At 62.0% G+C, this 19,079-nt stretch carries 18 protein-coding genes and 1 pseudogene; 11 read left to right on the top strand and 8 right to left on the bottom strand.

Annotation, left to right across the window (positions count from 1 at the left end):
• The 4 genes from HU762_RS21505 (at position 1) to HU762_RS21490 (ending at position 4,956) form a co-directional block, all read left to right on the top strand.
• A complete protein-coding gene (locus HU762_RS21505; RefSeq protein ID WP_186640437.1) occupies positions 1-1,059 on the top strand; it encodes an alpha-ketoacid dehydrogenase subunit beta in 1,059 nt (352 codons plus the stop codon).
• Positions 1,060-2,328 (top strand): dihydrolipoamide acetyltransferase family protein, encoded by a 1,269-nt coding sequence (locus tag HU762_RS21500; protein ID WP_186640435.1) that lies wholly within the window; start codon positions 1,060-1,062, stop codon positions 2,326-2,328.
• A gap of 3 nt (positions 2,329-2,331) precedes the next feature.
• Positions 2,332-3,714 (top strand): dihydrolipoyl dehydrogenase, encoded by a 1,383-nt coding sequence (lpdA, locus tag HU762_RS21495; RefSeq protein ID WP_186640433.1) that lies wholly within the window; start codon positions 2,332-2,334, stop codon positions 3,712-3,714.
• Between the two features lie 222 nt (positions 3,715-3,936).
• The gene (locus HU762_RS21490; RefSeq protein ID WP_186640431.1) at positions 3,937-4,956 is read left to right on the top strand and encodes a branched-chain amino acid aminotransferase; all 1,020 of its coding nucleotides are present in this window, start codon (positions 3,937-3,939) and stop codon (positions 4,954-4,956) included.
• An 81-nt stretch (positions 4,957-5,037) separates the two neighbouring features.
• Here the strand turns inward: HU762_RS21490 and HU762_RS21485 are convergent, their stop codons facing one another.
• On the bottom strand, positions 5,038-5,970 hold the full coding sequence (locus HU762_RS21485) for a DMT family transporter (protein ID WP_186640429.1): 933 nt from the start codon (positions 5,968-5,970) through the stop codon (positions 5,038-5,040).
• 109 nt (positions 5,971-6,079) lie between these two features.
• On the opposite strand from HU762_RS21485, the gene HU762_RS21480 reads away from it, so the two are divergent.
• A complete protein-coding gene (locus tag HU762_RS21480; RefSeq protein WP_186640427.1) occupies positions 6,080-6,871 on the top strand; it encodes a helix-turn-helix transcriptional regulator in 792 nt (263 codons plus the stop codon).
• Here the strand turns inward: HU762_RS21480 and HU762_RS21475 are convergent, their stop codons facing one another.
• Positions 6,872-7,627 carry a metalloregulator ArsR/SmtB family transcription factor gene (locus HU762_RS21475; RefSeq protein WP_186640425.1) on the bottom strand — a complete coding sequence of 252 codons (756 nt, stop codon included), beginning with the start codon at positions 7,625-7,627 and terminating at the stop codon, positions 6,872-6,874.
• Positions 7,628-7,709: 82 nt separating this feature from the next.
• Here HU762_RS21475 and HU762_RS21470 point away from each other — a divergent pair, with 82 nt between their 5' ends.
• Positions 7,710-8,822 (top strand): cytochrome P450, encoded by a 1,113-nt coding sequence (locus HU762_RS21470; protein WP_186640423.1) that lies wholly within the window; start codon positions 7,710-7,712, stop codon positions 8,820-8,822.
• A gap of 13 nt (positions 8,823-8,835) precedes the next feature.
• Here the strand turns inward: HU762_RS21470 and HU762_RS21465 are convergent, their stop codons facing one another.
• On the bottom strand, positions 8,836-9,177 hold the full coding sequence (locus HU762_RS21465; protein WP_186640422.1) for an FKBP-type peptidyl-prolyl cis-trans isomerase: 342 nt from the start codon (positions 9,175-9,177) through the stop codon (positions 8,836-8,838).
• 140 nt (positions 9,178-9,317) lie between these two features.
• On the opposite strand from HU762_RS21465, the gene HU762_RS21460 reads away from it, so the two are divergent.
• Positions 9,318-10,382: a M4 family metallopeptidase gene (locus tag HU762_RS21460; RefSeq protein WP_186640420.1), complete on the top strand. Its 1,065-nt coding sequence runs from the start codon at positions 9,318-9,320 to the stop codon at positions 10,380-10,382.
• On the top strand, positions 10,379-10,702 hold the full coding sequence (locus HU762_RS21455) for a protealysin inhibitor emfourin (protein WP_186640418.1): 324 nt from the start codon (positions 10,379-10,381) through the stop codon (positions 10,700-10,702). Before HU762_RS21460 ends, HU762_RS21455 begins: the two co-directional genes overlap by 4 nt.
• On the opposite strand, the gene HU762_RS21450 is transcribed toward HU762_RS21455, so the two are convergent.
• Complete coding sequence (locus tag HU762_RS21450) at positions 10,703-11,011, bottom strand: RcnB family protein (protein WP_186615466.1); 309 nt, start codon at positions 11,009-11,011, stop codon at positions 10,703-10,705.
• A 143-nt stretch (positions 11,012-11,154) separates the two neighbouring features.
• Between HU762_RS21450 and HU762_RS21445 the strand changes: the two genes are divergently transcribed.
• Positions 11,155-12,249, top strand: coding sequence for a DNA alkylation repair protein (locus HU762_RS21445; RefSeq protein ID WP_186640417.1), 1,095 nt, complete (start codon positions 11,155-11,157; stop codon positions 12,247-12,249).
• Positions 12,250-12,258: 9 nt separating this feature from the next.
• Here the strand turns inward: HU762_RS21445 and HU762_RS21440 are convergent, their stop codons facing one another.
• Positions 12,259-14,337, bottom strand: coding sequence for an EAL domain-containing protein (locus HU762_RS21440; RefSeq protein WP_186640415.1), 2,079 nt, complete (start codon positions 14,335-14,337; stop codon positions 12,259-12,261).
• A gap of 179 nt (positions 14,338-14,516) precedes the next feature.
• Here HU762_RS21440 and pncA point away from each other — a divergent pair, with 179 nt between their 5' ends.
• Both pncA and HU762_RS21430 read left to right on the top strand, forming a co-directional pair.
• Complete coding sequence (gene pncA / locus HU762_RS21435) at positions 14,517-15,170, top strand: bifunctional nicotinamidase/pyrazinamidase (protein ID WP_186640413.1); 654 nt, start codon at positions 14,517-14,519, stop codon at positions 15,168-15,170.
• A gap of 41 nt (positions 15,171-15,211) precedes the next feature.
• A complete protein-coding gene (locus HU762_RS21430) occupies positions 15,212-15,853 on the top strand; it encodes a DUF1345 domain-containing protein (RefSeq protein WP_186640411.1) in 642 nt (213 codons plus the stop codon).
• A 62-nt stretch (positions 15,854-15,915) separates the two neighbouring features.
• On the opposite strand, the gene HU762_RS21425 is transcribed toward HU762_RS21430, so the two are convergent.
• The 3 genes and pseudogenes from HU762_RS21425 to HU762_RS21415 all read right to left on the bottom strand — a co-directional run.
• On the bottom strand, positions 15,916-17,217 hold the full coding sequence (locus HU762_RS21425) for an ATP-binding protein (RefSeq protein WP_186640409.1): 1,302 nt from the start codon (positions 17,215-17,217) through the stop codon (positions 15,916-15,918).
• Positions 17,218-17,220: 3 nt separating this feature from the next.
• The gene (locus HU762_RS21420; RefSeq protein ID WP_186640408.1) at positions 17,221-17,922 is read right to left on the bottom strand and encodes a response regulator transcription factor; all 702 of its coding nucleotides are present in this window, start codon (positions 17,920-17,922) and stop codon (positions 17,221-17,223) included.
• A 271-nt stretch (positions 17,923-18,193) separates the two neighbouring features.
• Positions 18,194-18,693: pseudogene (locus HU762_RS21415) on the bottom strand (IS3 family transposase); the annotation flags it as partial.
• Positions 18,694-19,079: the final 386 nt, after the last annotated feature.

Genomic DNA, 19,079 nt, shown 5'->3' with positions numbered 1-19,079 from the left:
ATGAACGATCACAACAACACTATTGCGTTGGACACCGCCATGACCACTACCACCATGACCATGATCCAGGCCCTGCGCTCGGCCATGGACGTGATGCTCGAGCGCGACGACAACGTCGTGGTGTTCGGCCAGGACGTCGGTTACTTCGGCGGCGTGTTCCGCTGCACCGAAGGCCTGCAGAACAAGTACGGCACCTCGCGGGTGTTCGACGCACCGATTTCCGAAAGCGGCATCGTCGGCGTGGCGGTGGGCATGGGCGCCTATGGACTGCGGCCGGTGGCCGAGATCCAGTTCGCCGACTACGTCTACCCCGCCTCGGACCAGATCATTTCCGAAGCCGCGCGCCTGCGCTATCGCTCGGCCGGCGAGTTCACCGCGCCGATGACCCTACGCATGCCTTGCGGCGGTGGTATCTATGGCGGCCAGACCCACAGCCAGAGCATCGAGGCGATGTTCACCCAGGTTTGCGGGCTGCGCACCGTCATGCCGTCCAACCCCTACGACGCCAAGGGCCTGCTGATCGCTTCCATCGAAAACGATGACCCGGTGATCTTCCTCGAACCCAAGCGCCTGTATAACGGCCCGTTCGACGGCCACCACGACCGCCCGGTGACGCCGTGGTCTAAGCACCCTTCGGCACAAGTGCCGGATGGCTACTACACGGTGCCGCTGGATGTCGCCGCCATCACCCGTCCTGGCAAGGATGTGACCGTTCTCACCTATGGCACCACGGTCTACGTCTCCCAAGTGGCGGCCGAAGAAACCGGCATCGACGCCGAAGTCATCGACCTGCGCAGCCTCTGGCCGCTGGACCTTGAAACCATCGTCAAATCCGTGAAGAAGACCGGCCGCTGCGTGGTGGTCCACGAAGCCACCCGCACCTGCGGTTTCGGCGCCGAGCTGGTGTCATTGGTACAAGAACATTGCTTCCACCACCTGGAAGCGCCCATCGAGCGCGTCACCGGTTGGGACACCCCCTACCCGCACGCGCAGGAGTGGGCGTATTTCCCTGGGCCGTCCCGTGTGGGCGCGGCGTTGAAACGGGTCATGGAGGTCTGAATGGGCACGCACGTTATCAAGATGCCGGACATCGGCGAAGGCATCGCGGAAGTTGAGCTGTCGGTGTGGCACGTCAAGGTTGGCGACATGGTGGTCGAGGACCAGGTATTGGCCGACGTCATGACCGACAAGGCGATGGTGGACATCCCTTCACCGGTGCATGGCCGGGTCATTGCCCTGGGTGGCGAGCCCGGTGAAGTCATGGCGGTGGGCAGCGAGCTGATCCGCATCGAAGTCGAAGGCGCGGGCAATTTGAAAGAATCGGCACAACCGGCTCCAGCTGCGGCGGCTGTAAAGGCGCCAAAGCCAGCGCCAGTGGCCACGCCTGAACCGGTGGTGGAAAAAACCGTCGCGCCACGCTGCGCCCCGCAAGCCCCGGTGGCCCGCGCCCCTGAAGAGCGTCCACTGGCCTCGCCGGCCGTGCGCAAACACGCATTGGACCTGGGCATCCAGCTGCGCCTGGTCCAGGGCAGCGGCCCCGCCGGGCGGATTCTGCATGAAGACCTGGAAGCCTATCTGGCCCAGGGACCGTCGGCCCAGGCCAAGGCTGGCTCGGGTTATGCCGAACGTCACGACGAACAGCAGATCCCGGTGATCGGCATGCGCCGCAAGATCGCCCAGCGCATGCAGGAAGCCACCCAACGCGCCGCCCATTTCAGCTACGTCGAGGAAGTCGACGTGACCGCCCTGGAAGAACTGCGGGCTCACCTGAACGAAAAACACGGTGCCAGTCGCGGCAAGCTGACCTTACTGCCGTTCCTCGTGCGTGCCCTGGTCGTGGCCTTGCGGGATTTTCCGCAGATGAACGCCCGTTACGACGATGAAGCCCAAGTGATCCACCGCTCCGGCGCGGTGCATGTCGGTGTCGCCACCCAGAGCGACGTCGGCTTGATGGTGCCGGTGGTGCGTCATGCCGAGGCCCGTACACTGTGGGACAGCGCGGCGGAGATTTCGCGCCTGGCCACGGCCGCCCGTAATGGCAAGGCCAGTCGCGATGAGCTGTCCGGCTCGACCATCACCCTGACCAGCCTCGGCGCACTCGGTGGCATCGTCAGCACGCCGGTGCTGAACCTGCCGGAAGTGGCGATTGTCGGCGTGAACAAAATCGTCGAACGCCCGATGGTGATCAAGGGCCAGATCGTGATTCGCAAGATGATGAACCTCTCCAGCTCCTTCGATCACCGGGTGGTCGATGGCATGGACGCGGCGCAATTCATCCAGGCCCTGCGTGGCTTGCTCGAACAACCCGCCACTTTGTTTGTGGAGTAAGAGATGCAAACTTTGAACACCACGCTGCTGATCATCGGCGGCGGTCCTGGCGGCTACGTGGCGGCGATCCGCGCCGGGCAACTGGGCATTTCGACCATCCTGGTGGAAGGCCAGGCGCTGGGCGGGACCTGCCTGAACATCGGCTGCATTCCGTCCAAGGCGTTGATCCATGTCGCCGAACAGTTCCACCAGACCCGGCACCACAGCCAGGGCTCGGCCTTGGGTATCTCGGTGTCGGCGCCAACCCTGGACATCGGCAAGAGCGTGGAATGGAAAGACGGCATCGTCGATCGCCTGACCACCGGCGTCGCGGCGCTGCTGAAAAAGCACAAGGTCCAAGTCATTCACGGCTGGGCCAAGGTCATCGACGGCAAGACTGTGGAAGTCGGCGACAGCCGTATCCAGTGCGAACACCTGTTGCTGGCCACCGGTTCGAAGAGTGTCGAGCTGCCGATGCTACCGATTGGCGGGCCGATCATTTCCTCCACCGAAGCCCTCGCCCCCACCTCGGTGCCCAAGCACCTGGTGGTGGTCGGCGGCGGTTATATCGGTCTGGAGCTGGGCATTGCCTATCGCAAGCTCGGCGCCGAGGTCAGCGTGGTCGAGGCCCAGGAGCGGATTCTGCCGGCCTATGACGGCGAGCTGACGCAACCGGTGCACGAGGCGCTCAAGCAGTTGGGCGTGAAGCTGTACCTCAAGCACAGTGTCGAAGGTTTCGATGCCCAGGCCAGCACCTTGCAAGTGCGTGATCCCAACGGCGACACGTTGAACCTGGACACCGACCGGGTGCTGGTGGCGGTTGGGCGCAAACCCAACACCCTGGGCTGGAACCTCGAAGCGCTGAACCTGGCGATGAACGGTTCGGCGGTGAAGATCGACAGCCGTTGCCAGACCAGCATGCGCAACGTCTGGGCCATCGGCGACTTGAGCGGCGAACCGATGCTCGCCCACCGGGCCATGGCCCAGGGCGAAATGGTCGCCGAGCTGATCGCCGGCCAGCATCGGGAATTCAACCCGACCGCCATCGCGGCGGTGTGCTTCACCGATCCAGAAGTGGTCGTGGTCGGCACAACGCCGGACGAAGCCAAGGCCGCCGGGCTCGACTGCATCGTGTCGAGCTTCCCGTTCGCCGCCAACGGCCGGGCCATGACCCTGGAATCGAAAAGCGGTTTCGTCCGGGTCGTGGCGCGCCGGGACAATCACCTGATCGTCGGTTGGCAAGCGGTGGGCGTGGGTGTGTCGGAGTTGTCCACGGCGTTCGGCCAATCCCTGGAGATGGGTGCGCGCCTGGAAGACATCGCCGGCACCATCCACGCCCACCCAACGCTGGGCGAGGCAGTGCAGGAAGCGGCGTTGCGAGCGTTGGGGCATGCGTTGCATCTGTGACGCATTGATCGTTCCCATGCTCCGCGTGGGAATGCAGCCAGGGACGCTCCGCGTCCCAAAGCCGAACGCGGAGCGTCCGTTGAGGTATTCCCACGCGGAGCGTGGGAACAATCATCTGAGTGAGGCTGCGAAACAGCCCCGGAATGAAGTATTGTTGTCCCCATCCAAAAAACGTCAGAAGCCTTGAACCGTTTCGACGGTTGTTAAGAAATAGAGGGTGTCATGGGTAACGAGAGCATCAATTGGGACAAACTGGGCTTTGACTACATCAAGACCGACAAGCGCTACCTGTCGCACTGGCGCGATGGCGCCTGGGACACAGGCACCCTGACCGAAGACAACGTGCTGCACATCAGCGAGGGCTCCACCGCCCTGCACTACGGTCAGCAATGCTTCGAAGGCCTGAAGGCCTATCGCTGCAAGGACGGCTCGATCAACCTGTTCCGCCCGGACCAGAACGCCGCCCGCATGCAACGCAGCTGCGCCCGCCTGCTGATGCCGCACGTCGACACCGAGCAGTTCGTCGAAGCCTGCAAGCAAGTGGTCCGCGCCAACGAGCGCTTCATCCCGCCGTATGGCACCGGCGGCGCGCTGTACCTGCGCCCGTTCGTGATCGGCGTGGGTGACAACATCGGCGTGCGCACCGCACCCGAGTTCATCTTCTCGATTTTCTGCATTCCGGTCGGCGCCTACTTCAAGGGCGGCCTGACCCCGCACAATTTCCTGATCTCCAGCTTCGACCGCGCTGCCCCACAGGGCACCGGCGCGGCCAAGGTCGGTGGCAACTACGCCGCCAGCCTGATGCCCGGCTCCCAGGCGAAGAAAGCCAGTTTCGCCGACTGCATCTACTTGGACCCGATGACCCATTCGAAAATCGAGGAAGTCGGCTCGGCCAACTTCTTTGGCATCACCCACGACAACAAATTCATCACCCCCAACTCCCCGTCGGTCCTGCCAGGCATCACTCGCCTGTCGCTGATCGAACTGGCGAAATCGCGCCTGGGCCTGGAAGTGATCGAAGGTGATGTGTTCATCGACAAGCTGGCAGATTTCAAGGAAGCCGGCGCCTGCGGTACCGCCGCGGTGATCACGCCGATTGGCGGCATCAGCTACAAGGACAAGCTGCACGTGTTCCACAGCGAAACCGAAGTCGGCCCGATCACCCAGAAGCTCTACAAAGAGCTGACCGGTGTGCAGACCGGCGATGTGGAAGCGCCAGCGGGTTGGATCGTCAAGGTTTGATCCAAACCCCTCTGGGCACCTGAAGCTCCAGTAAAAAGCCCACCCCTGTCCATGCAGGGGTGGGCTTTTAACATTCTTCTTTCAGTTACTCCCGCCGCAAACCGACCCTCGTCCCCAACGCTGGCGAAACCAGCCGTAGCCGCTGACCAGCAGAATTCCGCCCAGCACCAAGACCGCGCCAACGATGAAGTTCGGCTCCAGCGGCTCATCCAGCAACCAGACGCCAAAACCGATGCCATACAGCGGCGTCATGAACGACAGCACCCCCAATTGCGACGCCAGGTAGCGACGCAGAAGGGAGAACCAGATCAAGAAACTGGCGAAGGACACCAGCAACACCTGGAACGCCATGCTCGCAAAGAGCTGCGGCGTCGGGTTGATCGCCGTTTCCCCGAGCGCCGCCGACACTCCGATCAGCAGTATCCCGGCGCCCACCAGCTGATAAAGCAGCGTCTGGCTGGCCGGCAAGTCCGTCAGTCGCGAACAGCGTACCGTCACCGTGGTTGCGCCCCACAGTGCGCCGGCCAGCAAGCCCATCCCGTCGCCCAGCAACGAGCTGCCGCTCGCCGCGCCCGAGCCGCCACTGAAGGCCACCACTATCCCGCCGAATGCCATCGCGATACCGAGCCATTGCGCCGGCTTGAGACGTTCGCTCGGCAATCTCCAGTGCAGGCCGAGGGCGGCGAACATCGGTGCGGTGTACAAGAAAATCACCATGTGCGAAGCCGTCGTATGACGCAGGCCTTCGCCCACCAGCACGAATTCCAAGGCGAACAACAACCCCACCAACAGGCCCGGACGCCAACTTCCATCAGCCAGTGATAAACGTTCACCGCGCGCCAATACCAACAGCCAGACCAGTACCGCTGCGATGGCCGAGCGCACCCCCAGTTGCAGCATTGGCGCCATATCGACCGCGCTGGCCTTGATCGCGACTTGCTGGAATCCCCAGATGGCACAGAGGCCGGTCATCAGGACGCCGACCTGGCCATCCAGGGCGCGGCGGGTAGTCATGGGAAAACTCCTCGGGCAGAAATAGATGAAAGGATTGTCTGCCTGACAGCTTTGCTGGATATAGTGATTACCCGACAAGCCATCCCGGTAATCCGCCATTGCGGTCGATATGCAGCCTCCAGCCCAACATCTGAAGATTCCTCCGTTCGAAGCGGCCCTGCCCTCGCCGATTTTCTTTCGCAGCGCCTGCATGCCGGCCCATGCCACTTACCCTCGGCACCGGCACGCCTGGGGTGAGTTCGTCTACTCCTACAGTGGCGTGATGGAAATCGAGATCGCCCAGCACCATTACCTGGCGCCACCGCAGTACGGCATTTGGCTACCGCCGGACATGGAACACGTTGGGTTCAATCGGCATGAGGCCTGCCATTGTTCGTTGTATCTGGCGGCCGAACTGTGCGCTGCGCTGCCCGCCGTGCCCTGCGCGCTGACCTTGAGCCCGCTGATCCGCGCCCTGTTGGAAGAGTTGCGCAGCGACCCGCCGAGCCAGCCACAGACGCCCGAGCAGCAGCGCTTGTTGCAGGTTCTGCTGGACAAGCTGGTCCAGGCGCCCCATGTCGGCAGTTACTTACCGTCTTCGGATGACCCGCTGTTGGGCCCAGTGCTACGGGCCTTGGAGGCGAACCCCAGCGACCCGCGCTCCCTGCCACAACTGGCCCGCGCCGCCAACACCACCGAGCGCACGCTGATGCGTCGGGCCCAGCGGGACCTGGGCATGTCACTGGTGGAATGGCGCCAGCGCCTGAAAGTCATCGAAGCCCTGGCCCTGCTCGAACGTGGCCAGAGCGTAGAAACCATCGGCCTGGACCTGGGCTACAGCAGCGCATCGGCGTTCATCAGCATGTTCCGCAAAATGATGGGCACCACGCCGGATGAATACCGGCGCAAGCATATGGCCTGATTAGCGCAGGTCCACAGGCGAGGCAAGCCTGCTCGCGATAGCGGCCGCGGGTTTGGTCTGCGTTTCGGTGATGATGCCAAACCGCGCCGCCATCCCTCGCTGTCCTTCAGCCGTCAGCCCCAAGGCACGACTGTCCAGGTCCTGGATCACCCACTTGCGCTTGATCGCCACTTGCAGCAATGCCTTGCCCAAGGCACCGCCCAGATGCGGCCGGCGCATGCTCCAGTCCAGGCACGGGCAGGCGAATCGGCGTCGCTGGAGCGTCAGCGCCGGAACGTCAATGCCCAACCCGTTGAACAGCGCCTCGCCGGGCTCACTCAACTGGTAGCCGTCGCCCTCCACACCTACGAGCCATCCGGCTTCCAGCAGACGGTCATGCAATCTCACCGCCAAGGCGCCGGCCATGTGGTCGTAGCAGGTGCGAGCGAATTGCAGGCGATCCGGCGTGCGCGAAGTGAAGGGCGGGCTGGCGCTCTGGCCGATCACCATCAAGGCTTCGAGGGCCTGGGCCACACGTGGGTCAGCGAGGCTGTAGTAACGATGACGACCCTGGACATGCAACCGCACCAGGGCCAACTCCCTGAGCTTGGCCAGATGTGCACTGGCGGTGGAGGCGCTGACTTCGGCGATGCTCGCCAGCTCCGTGCTGGTGCGCGCATGGCCGTCCATCAACGCGCAGAGCATGCGGGTGCGGGCCGGTTCGGCAATGGCCGCCGCCACCCTGGATACGCCCACGTCATGTTGTTCTGCATCCATATTTCGCTCCCCGCCGAATCAAGCCGTGCATCGACTGGAGATAGTAGCAACACTTTCTCCATCACGAACGAGGCAGCGCTTCATGGACCCGATCATCGCCGCGACTCACGTCGATCCTTACCCTTACTACGCGAGCCTGCGGGCCAATGGCGGGTTGACCTTCGACCCTCGATTGAAGCTCTGGATCGCCAGCAACGCCGAAGCGGTTTGCGCCATATTGCATCATGCCGATTGCCATGTGCGTCCGACCGATGAGCCGGTGCCGAACGCCATCGCCGATGGGCCTGCCGGCCGGGTCTTCGGGCGCCTGATGCGGATGAACGACGGGGAACGGCAGCGGTGCCCGAGGGCGGCGGTTGCGCCCGTGTTGCGGGACGTCGATCCCTGGCAAGTCGAAGCGTTGGTCAAGACGCGCTTTCTCAGGGATGGCGCCGAGGGCCTGCATCAGGCCCAGTTTATCGGGCCGGCCAGCGTGGTGGCGGCGTTGCTGGGCTTCGACCCGGCGCAGAGCCGCCTGATCAGCGAATGGACGGGAGATTTCGTCGCCTGCCTGTCGCCCTTGAGCCAGGCGGCGCAGCGAGAAGCCGCGCACCGGGCCAGTGAGCTACTGAGCGGCGCTTTCCAAGGGCGGATCGCGGCGCAAGACAATCCTTTTTTGAAGCGCATCTGCCAGGGTTTCCAAGACACCGACAGCCTCGTCGCCAACCTGATCGGCCTGCTCTCGCAAACCTACGAGGCCACGGCAGGCCTCATCGGCAACGCGCTGCTGGCGCTGATCCGTGATCCCGCCTTGCGCGGCTTGCTCCGCGATGATCCCGAACAGGTCGGCCGGTTGCTGGCCGAGGTCCAGCGTTTCGACCCTGCGGTACAAAACACCCGGCGCTTCGTCGCCCTGCCCTGCGAAATCCTCGGCACGACGCTGCAACCCGGGGATACGGTGCTGGTGCTGCTGGCCTCGGCCAATCGCGACCCGCAGCTCAATCCGCAACCGGACGTCGTGCTGCTGGACCGCCCGAACCGCCGAAGTTTCAGCTTCGGCAGCGGGCGCCATGAATGTCCCGGCCAGAGCCTGGCGATGGACATTGCCCGCGCCACGCTGGGTGCGATTCTCGGAGGCCAACCACGACTGGAACAGTTGGCTTGGTGCTACCGCCCTTCCGTCAATGGACGGATCCCGCTGTTCAGCGACCGATGATGCACACAAGCCCTCAGTCGTCGCGCGTCAGCACTTCCAGCAGCTCGATTTCAAATATGAGATTGCTGTTGGGCTTGATGTGCGCCCCCATGGACCGCTCACCGTAAGCGAGGTGTGCCGGCACCAGGAGTTTGCGCTTGCCGCCGACCTGCATGCCCATCAGCCCTATGTCCCAGCCCTTGATCACGCGACCGGTGCCGATCACGCATTGAAAAGGCTTGCCGCGACTGTAGGACGAATCGAATTCGGTGCCGTCCTCCAGCGTGCCGCGGTATTGGGTGGTGATCAGCGCACCTTTGACTACGCTTTTGCCATCGCCGTGTTCCAGGTCGATGATTTGCAGTTCTTCGTTCATCGCGTCATTCCCGTGTGATCCAGGCGCGGGGTTTTCGCAGAATTCGACGCGACTGGCAACCTTTTGCGGCGCAAGGGAACCGCAACGGCCACTTCGGTTCACATGGGTATCGACCCTGCATTTCAGATAAGGACTTTCTGATGATCGACTCTCGCCCGCTGCATAGTTTTATCCCGCCTTATATCCTCAATCGCATTATTGCCCATGGCTCCGAACAGCAACGCTCCAGCGCCCTCGGCACGCTGACCCACGTTAAAAACCTGCGTCACAATCCCGGCCCGCCGAGCAATGCGCCCGCTGCGGCCAAACTGCCCAAGCCTGGCAAGGCCGGCCATCCGCAGCGCAGTATTCATGACGCCCAGAACAACATGGAATTGCCGGGCCAACCGGTGCGCCTGGAAGGCCAAGCGGCCAGCGGTGACCCGGCGGTGGACGAGGCGTACGACGCACTCGGCGCCACCTATGATTTTTTCTGGAAAGTGCTGGGGCGCGACTCCATCGACGGCAAGGGCTTTGCCCTGGTTGGCACCGTGCATTATGGCCATGGCTACGAAAACGCCTTTTGGAATGGCGCGCAGATGGTGTTTGGCGACGGCGATGGCGAAATCTTCCAACGCTTCACCCGCTCCCTCGATGTCGTCGCCCACGAGCTGGCCCACGGCGTCACCGAAAGCGAAGCCGGCTTGGTCTATGCCAACCAGTCCGGCGCGCTGAACGAATCCATTTCCGATGTGTTCGGCGTGCTGGTCAAGCAATTCGTCCTGGGCCAGACCGCCGACCAGGCCGACTGGCTGATCGGTGCCGACCTGCTCACCGACAAGATCAACGGTGACGGCCTGCGCAGCATGTCCAACCCCGGCACCGCCTACGATGACCCGCTGCTGGGCAAAGACCCGCAACCGGCGCACATGCGCGAGTTCGTCATCACCCGTGAAGACAATGGCGGCGTGCACATCAACTCTGGCATTCCCAACCGGGCCTTTTATCTGGTGGCGACGGCACTCGGCGGATTTGCCTGGGAAAAGGCCGGACGGATCTGGTATGAAACCTTGTGCGACCGACAATTGGCCAACGATGCCTCCTTCAGCGCCTTCGCCCGCCTGACTGTCGAACACGCCCGTCAACGTTTCGGCGAACGGGAAGTGCAAGCGGTGCAGGATGGCTGGGCCCAGGTGGGCGTCGACCTGAACGAGGAGAACGGATGAAAACCCTTCCAGACCTGGACGACAAAGCCGTCGTCAAGCTGTCACGCCAAGGCGGCGTGGCGGCCATCCACGCCCTGACCCGCCCCCGGGAAATCGAGTTCGCCCAGTGCGACCTCGATCAGCGCACGCGCATCTGCTCAGTGTTGGAGGGGTGCCTGCCGCTCACCTCTTCTACGCCGGGCCGGGGCGACCAGCGTTACTTCCAGATCGAGGTGCGTTTCCGCGCCAACGACCAGGACGATGAGATGGTGTTGCAGGTGCCCGAGGACCAGGCACCTGGCGAACTGGTTCATTTGTGGGACAAGGGCGAGGTGCTCTGATTAACGTGTGGCCGGGACGATCTTGACGATCGCGCCGGACACGGTTTCGATCAGCAAATACTTGTCGTCAATCTGCACCCATTGCTGCTCTTCTGTCGGCTGCTCGAGTTTTTTCTGCTTCCAATCTTTCATGGCCCGGTCCGAACGCTGATAGTCGGCGGGTACCCGGTCATTCTCCACCAGCCTGCGGCCATTGCTCGGCGAGTGCTCCAAGGCGTCTCCAGTCTTCTCGACCGCTTGTGCAACGGGGCCAAGGGCTCCGAGGCTGGCGATCAGGACCAGGCTGGCGATCAGGGTTGGTTTACGCATAAAAAACTCCAGGTTATTCGAGGTACTGAATCTGGGACTTCATTGACGGCGAAACATTCCTTTTACTGTCCGCTATCAAGCTCCCTCGCCACGGGTTGCGCCTGGCATGGCATAGTGGCGCCCTCTGGACTACGGATCTCGCCATGACTACGTCATCCCCTGCCCTGAAGGAAATCTTCAACACCGAGCGCCTGCAGCACATCGCCACCGAAACGCGCGCGGTGTACCCAGCCTTCGATGCCAAGGCGTTCCTGCACATGGCCAACGACGGACTGGCCGGGTTGTCGGTGATGCAGCGCATGGCGCGGGTCAGCGAGTGTCTGCATGCGGTCCTGCCGCTGGATTACGAAGCATCGATCGAGGTCTTGCGGGCCCTGGCGCCACGCATCAACAGCATGTTCGTCAGCATGTTCCTCCCCCACTACGTCGCGTCGTACGGGCGGCATGCCTTCGATCAATCCATGGACGCGCTCAAATATTTCACCCGGTTCGGCTCTGCGGAGTTCGCCGTCCGGCATTTCCTGCGCGATGACTTGGCGCGCACTCTTGAGGTGATGCATGACTGGGCACTGGATGCCAACGAACACGTGCGCCGCCTCGCCAGCGAAGGCAGCCGGCCACGCTTGCCGTGGTCGTTCCATCTGGAACCGATCCAGGCCAACCCGGAACTCACCGCCGCGATTCTTGATGCCCTCAAGGCTGACGACAGCCTCTACGTGCGCAAATCCGTCGCCAACCATCTGAACGATGTGACCAAGCAGCATCCCGACTGGGTGCTGGAGCGGATCGAAGGGTGGCCGTTGCAGGACCGCCACACGGCCTGGATCGCCCGTCATGCGCTGCGCAGCCTGATCAAGCAAGGCAACCTTCGGGCGCTGGCTGTCATCGGCGCAGGCGGCAAGGCGCAGGTTGAGATTTCGGATTTGCAGGTGACGCCGCCAGTGATTCGCCTTGGCGAACAGGTCACCCTTTCGTTCAAGGTGCGATCAACGTCTGAACAGGATCAGCGCCTGGTGATTGATTACGCCATCGACTACGTGAAGGCATCGGGCGGCACGTCGGCCAAGGTGTTCAAGCTCAAGACCTTCGACCTGCCCGCCCTGGCGTGCGCCAGCCTCAGCCGTTCCCAGCACATCCGCGAACTGACCACCCGCCGACACTATGCGGGCCGGCATGCGGTGCATTTGCTGGTCAATGGCGAGCGACTGGGCAGCGCCGCATTCGAGATCCTTCCCTGAGCGAACGCCTCAGGCCATCGCCACGCTTTGCGCCTGGCGGATGTCGTGCAAGAAGCGCTCGGCCGGCAGCGGGTGACCCAACAGATAACCTTGCAGCGAATCGCAGCCCAACTGGGTCAGGAAGTCTTGTTGTACATCGGTTTCCACGCCTTCGGCGACGATCCGCAGGCCCAAGGCCTGGCCGAGGGCAACGATGGCCGAGACGATGGCCGCGTCGTCACTGTCGTGTTCCAGGTCACGGACGAAGCCACGATCAATCTTCAGCTCATTCGCCGGCAGGCGCTTGAGGTACATCAAGCTCGAGTAACCGGTGCCGAAGTCGTCGATGGACAGGTCCACGCCCATGTCCGACAGTTGCTGCAACACGGTCATGCTCGCGTCCGCGTCGCTCATGGCCGTGGTTTCGGTGATTTCCAGGGTCAGGCTGTTGGCAGGCAAATGGTGGGTCTCCAGCGCCTTGGCGACACTCTGCACCAAGCCTGTATGGCAGAACTGCAACGCCGAAAGGTTCACCGCGATGCGCCAATCGGTGTAGCCCAGCACGTACCACTCGCGCATCTGCCGGCAGGCTTCGTTCAGCACCCATTCGCCGATGGGAATGATCAGCCCGGTCTTTTCCGCCAAGTCGATAAAGGTGTCGGGCATCATCATGCCCTGGGTCGGATGGGTCCAGCGCAGCAGCGCTTCAGCGCCGACCGGACGGCCATTCGCTGCGTCGAACTTGGGTTGGTAATGCAGGCTGAACTGCCGCTGCTCGACCGCGATGCGCAAGTCTTGCAGCAGCTGCAACTGCTTGCGGGCGTTGCTGTTCATCGACGCGTCGAAAAAACTGTAGCCGTTCTTGCCGGCGCCCTTGGCGTGGTACATCGCGGCGTCGGCATTCATCAGCAGCTCTTCGGCGCTTTCGCCGTTGCCGGGAAAAAGCGCGATACCGACACTGGCGGATATCTGCAGGTCATGGTCGGCGACCCGGAACGTGCGAGCGATCAGCGCGACCTGGCGCGCAGCCAGGCGCAAGGCGTCGTCGGGATCGGCCAGTTGCACGAGCAGGACGAACTCATCGCCACCAATCCGCGCGAGTGTGTCCTGGTTGCGCAAGTCCTCGCGCAGACGCAAGGCCACGTCCCGCAACAACAGATCGCCCATGTGATGCCCGAACGCGTCGTTGACCGGTTTGAAACCGTCGAGGTCGATGAACATCAACGCAAAACAGCCGCCCTGCTCTTGCACCCGGTGCATGGCCTGGCCGATACGATCCGCCAACAGCACGCGATTGGGCAACCCGGTCAGGGGATCGTGCAGGGCCAGTTGGGTCAGTTCCCGATTGGCCTGGGTCAGCGACTTGGCCAGCTCCGCGGTACGGGCTTCAAGACGCGCATCCAGAATCGATGTCAGCAAGGCGATCGCCAGCACCGCCAACGTGGTGATCAGAACCAGATTGTCCAGGCCCTTGCCGCTCAAGCCATCGAGGGATCCGCAGAAACTGCCTTCGCTGAACTGCGCCGCGGCCATGCCGGTGTAATGCATGCCGACAATGGCGATGCCCATCACCACGGCGGCGCCGGCTCGGGCGATTCGTACATGAGGGGAATGCTGGCGAAGGCGCACGGCAATCCATAACGCCGCCGCGCACGCCACGACAGCAATCAGCAGTGAAGTGCCAAACAACGTCGGGTCATAATCAATGCCCGGCTGCATCCGCAACGCCGCCATGCCGGTGTAATGCATGGCGCTGATCCCGGTGCCCATGACCAAAGCGCCAAACGCCAACTGCCAAACCCGCAGCTTTGGCTGATTGACCAGCCACAGGGCAAAGCCACTGGAAAGAATCGCGATCAGCAGGGACAGCGCGGTGATCGCCACATCGTAGCCAAGCTCCACCGGCAAGGTGAACGCGAGCATGCCGATGAAGTGCATGGACCAGATGCCCACTCCCATCGCCAGCGAACCACCCGTCATCCAAAGGTGAACGGCGCGGCCTTGCGCAGTGGCGATACGCCCAGTCAGGTCCAGCGCAGTGTAAGACGCCAGGATCGCAACAAACAAAGAGATGGAAACAAGGGCGGGGGAATAACTGCCGATAAGCATGGGTTTTTCTCGTGACAGAAAGCCGAAGTGCCTCCATGCCCGGTTGAAAGTCGGCGATTGTACACAATTGGTACGGTAGTGCACGGACCGAACATCAAAAAGCCATCACCGTTGGGATATTTGCGACGAAAGACATTTCGAGCCTAAGCTCAGCAGGTCAATCTCAAGGAGCAGTCTGCATGCCTACCACGGATAGCAAGTCTACAAACACCGCACTACTGGTGATCGACATACAAAACGACTTCACCCCCGGCGGCCAACTCGCCGTGCCGGGCGGCGATGAAATCGTGCCGCTGGTCAACCAACTGGGCCGCACGTTCCGGCACATCGTGGTCGCACAGGACTGGCACCCGGCCGGACATGCCTCGTTTGCCTCCAGCCACGCAGGCAAACAACCTTTCGACATCATTCAACTGCCCTACGGTGAACAGAAACTCTGGCCCGACCATTGCGTCCAGGGCACACCGGGCGCCGCGCTGCACCCGGCCTTGGACTTGCCCCATGCGCAACTGATCATCCGCAAAGGCTGCAACCCATCCATCGACAGCTATTCGGCTTTCATGGAAGCCGACCGTCAAACACCTACCGGGCTGGCAGGCTATCTCAAGGAGCGCGGTATCGACACGGTGTACATGGTCGGGCTGGCCCTGGATTTCTGCGTGATGTATTCGGCGCTGGATGCTCGTATGGCAGGTTTCAATGCGATTGTCTTGCTGGACGCTTGCCGAGGCATTGATATCGACGGCTCGATGGATACGGCCATCCGCCGCATGCAAGAAGCTGGCGTGAAACTGATCCAATCCAGCGACATTGCCGATCCAGCATTGGCGTGATGATTCATACTCCGTGCATTCCCGCCTGACAGTGAGCTCCCATGCCCCGCCTCGCCCGCACCCACCCGCGTCTTTCCTGCGCCACGATCATTGGCCTGGCGGCGGGGCTGCTGATTCCCGCGGACTCGATCATCAGCCAAATCCTGATCGGCTGGAACGTCGGGGTCTGGACGTACCTGGTGCTGATGTTCTGGCTGACCGTGCGGGCCAAGGCACCGGACGTCCAGCGCATCGCCGAACGCGAAGACGAGAACGCGGGGCTGGTCCTCCTGATGGTCTGCATCGCGGCGCTGGCGAGCCTGGCAACCATCACCTTCGAACTGGCCGGCAGCCGCGACCTGCAAACCGCCGCCAAACTCTTGCATTACGGCGTCACTGCGTTGACCGTGATTGGTTCATGGCTGCTGATCGGGGTGATCTTCAGCGTGCATTACGCGCGGTTGTATTACACCTGGGAAGGCAAGGAACCGGCCCTGCGCTTCGCCGAGGGTCTGACCACGCCCAATTATTGGGATTTCCTGTACTTCTCTTTCACCATCGGCGTGGCGGTGCAGACATCGGACGTGGGTGTTGCGACGCGGCAGTTGCGCAAGATTGTGTTGGCGCAGTCGTTGATCGGGTTTGTGTTCAATACGGCGATCCTGGGGTTCTCGATCAATATTGCGGCGGGGTTGTTTGGGTGATTTGGGGCTGCTCCGCAGCCCAGCGGGGATAAATCCCCTCGCCACAGGGACTGCACCAGGCCTCAGGACGGTGTGGGAAGCCACAGCCGGAAGCGTGCGCCGCCCAGCGGAGAACCTTCGGCCGTTAATGTCCCGCCCTGGGCTTGCAGGGCCCGGCGGCTGATGGCCAGGCCAAGGCCGAAGCCGCCCGTGGCGCGGTCGCGGCTGCGGTCCAGGCGGTAGAACGGCTCGAACACCCGCTCGCGCTCGCTGTCGGGAATGCCGATGCCATCGTCGTCGACCCAGATTTCACACCCCTGCTCACCCACCAGCACGCCGACCTGGATCCGCTTCTCGCAATAACGCATGGCATTGCGCAACAGGTTCTGCAAGGCCCGTGCGGTCAGGCGTGGGTCCAGCACAAAACGCTCCAGCGCCCCGTGCAGCAACACGTCGATCACCACTTCCGGCGCGGCCAAATCTTCGTCGAGGCTGCCGAGGATGCTGTCGATGAATTCGTCCAGCGGCACTTCGACCCGCTCCGGTAAACGCTCGGGATTTTGCAAACGACTGTAGGACAACAACTCCAGTACCAACTCATCCAGCTCGCGAATGTGCGCCACCAACCCCTGCAACCGCTCGCGACTGGCCGCTGGCATATCCTCGGACAACGCCAGAGCCAAACCAAAGTCGAGGCGAGTCAACGGCGTGCGCAATTCATGGGACACGGCATTGAGCAAGTCCCGCTGCTGATTGAGCAGATTCTCGATGTCGCCGGCCATGGTGTCGAACACATGGGCCAGACTGCCGATGTTGGAACTCGGTGCGATCTTCGTACGCTCACTTAAATGTCCCTTGCCGAAACGCTCGGCGGTGCGTTTGAGCCGTTCCAGATCGCGCCAGTGCGGCCGCAGCCAGAGCAGCAGGCAGGCCAGCATCGTTGCGCCGATCAGCACGTTGATGCTCCAGTACAACCAGCTGACATCCGCCGGGTCCGGCGGCACGATCATCTTCACCGCCGTGCGCTCATCCAGCGGCGCAGCCGCCAGGGTTCGCCAGCCCCAATCGCCGATGCGCACAACATTCTCGCCGCGCTTGAGACGCGCCTGCTCGGTGGCGGTGAAACCTGCATCCTCGGTCGCCGCCAGCTCGATGTGCAGCGGCGCGAATTCCCTGTCCATCTGCGCCGCCAGGGCCGGCCATTGCTCGCTGGGCACGCCGCGAAACTGCTTGACCATCAAGGTTTGCAGACCACGGGAATAGTCGAGGTTGTACGCCTGGAAGCGTTCATGAAACAGACGGATCACCAGTTCCGGCATCAGGTAGATGGCCGCGCTGTAGGAGACGATGGTGACGAGGTAGAGGCGAATCAGCAGCTTCCACATCGGTCAGCATTCCCACTCGGAACGGCTGAACAAATAACCCTTGCCCCACACGGTCTTGATCTTGCGCGCTTCGCCGGCGTTGTCGTCGAACTTGCGCCGCAACTTGGAAATGGCCACGTCCACCGAACGATCAGTGCCGTTGAACTCGATGCCGCGCAGGCGTTGCAGAATCTGGTCGCGGCTCAGTACTTCGCCGGAATGCCGGGCCAGCACCACCAGCAGGTTGTACTCGCCGCTGGACAACTCAACCGGCTGCTCGCGCCAAGTTACCGTGCGCTCGGACAGATCGATGCACAGGTTGCCCATGACGATGCGGTCATTGACCGTCTGCGGCTCGGTCAGGCTGCTTCGCCGCAGCAAGGTCCGCACTCGGGCGAGCAACACCCGGGGCTCGCAAGGCTTGGTGACGTAGTCGTCGGCGCCCATCTCCAGGCCCAGGACCTGGTCGTGGCTGTCGTCCCGGGCGGTGAGCATCAGGATCGGCAAGGTCGCCGAATCGGCCCGCAGCAGGCGGCAGACCTGCAGGCCATCCAGTCCCGGCAGCATCAGGTCGAGGATCACCAGGTCCGGCGGATTGACCCGCGCTCGCTCACGTACATGATCGCCACGGTTGAGCACACTGACGTGATAGCCGTTGCGTTCCAGATAGCTGGCGATCAGTTCGCAAAGGGCGGCGTCGTCTTCGACGAGGAGGATGTTGGGCATGGGTGGGTCCAAAGGTACGAGGCGCTGAGAATCTCAAGCCGCCAAGGATATACACCGTCGCCCTTCCCAAGAGCAAAACCCTTACACAATTTCACATCCAGTCTATAAAGCGTTACCGTCTTGTTCCCCTGGAATACTGGGACGGACTGCCAACCAGGAAGCGCCGCTCGCGCACGGCGAATGCCTATCGCCATTCATTCCTTTGGCAAGATCAACCAACGTAGTACTTGCAGTGGGCTGAGGAAGACTGCTCCCTCAACCCACCGGTCCGATGCAACCAGGTCACGAGCAATTGCCGTTCCGGCAGAGCCGTCAACTGTCCTCGTTGTCGATCCCCCAGTAATCGTTGAGCTTTTTTCGCAGTACCAGCAACGCGGCAGTTTCAGCCAGCGCCTTATCTTTACGGCGCAGTTCGCGCTCAAGTTGCTCGATGCGTTTCTTGTCCTTGCGGGCTTGCTCGCGGTCGTCTTTGGACTGAGCTTTTTCCGACTTCTGACCCCTGATGAAGGCTTGTCGCTACGCCTTGATCTGCTCAGGGTAAAGGCCTTTTCGACGGCAGTACTCACCCAGCTCGATCTCGGATAAACCGCTGGCTTCAAGGACGACGGCAAACTTGGTTTCGGCTGTCCAGTTCTGGGCCGATGGGGTGTTTTCGGGCACTGCGTTTCCTTCAGAACTGACCTGTTTTCGCCAGTTGGACAAAGACATTTCGCTGACCCCTTCGCGCCGGGAAACCTCGGCCATCGATAGGTTGAGCGGGGGAAGCAGCATCTTGAGCAATGCGGCTTTGCGTTCCGGTGAATAGTACGGCACGAGAAATCGAGATGTGCGTACTGTCAGAACTCACAGGTGCGGGCAGGTTTCAGATGGGTGGTCATGGGAGGATCAGGGCAATCAATCTCAAGCGGACAAGATAGATGTCCTCATCCATCTCTGAGCAAAACCATTACACAATTTCACACGCCAGCATCAACCTCGTTATGCGCATTGTTCGAATTGACGTCCGACATCAGTACAGGTGGGCCGACGCAAAACATCGATTGGGTATTTATCAGATACAGAGGGAACCGTTGCGCTATAGAAAAGGCACAAGGATGTCCATCTGTAAACTGTAAAGTCTTACAGTTTACAACCCCTCAAGACTGGCATTACATGGT

The sequence above is a fragment of the Pseudomonas sp. SWRI92 genome (assembly GCF_014268685.1).
Taxonomy (GTDB): Bacteria; Pseudomonadota; Gammaproteobacteria; order Pseudomonadales; family Pseudomonadaceae; genus Aquipseudomonas; species Aquipseudomonas marvdashtae.
The sequence above is the reverse complement of the archived record's forward strand: the minus strand, read 5'-3'. Positions and strand labels throughout refer to the sequence as shown.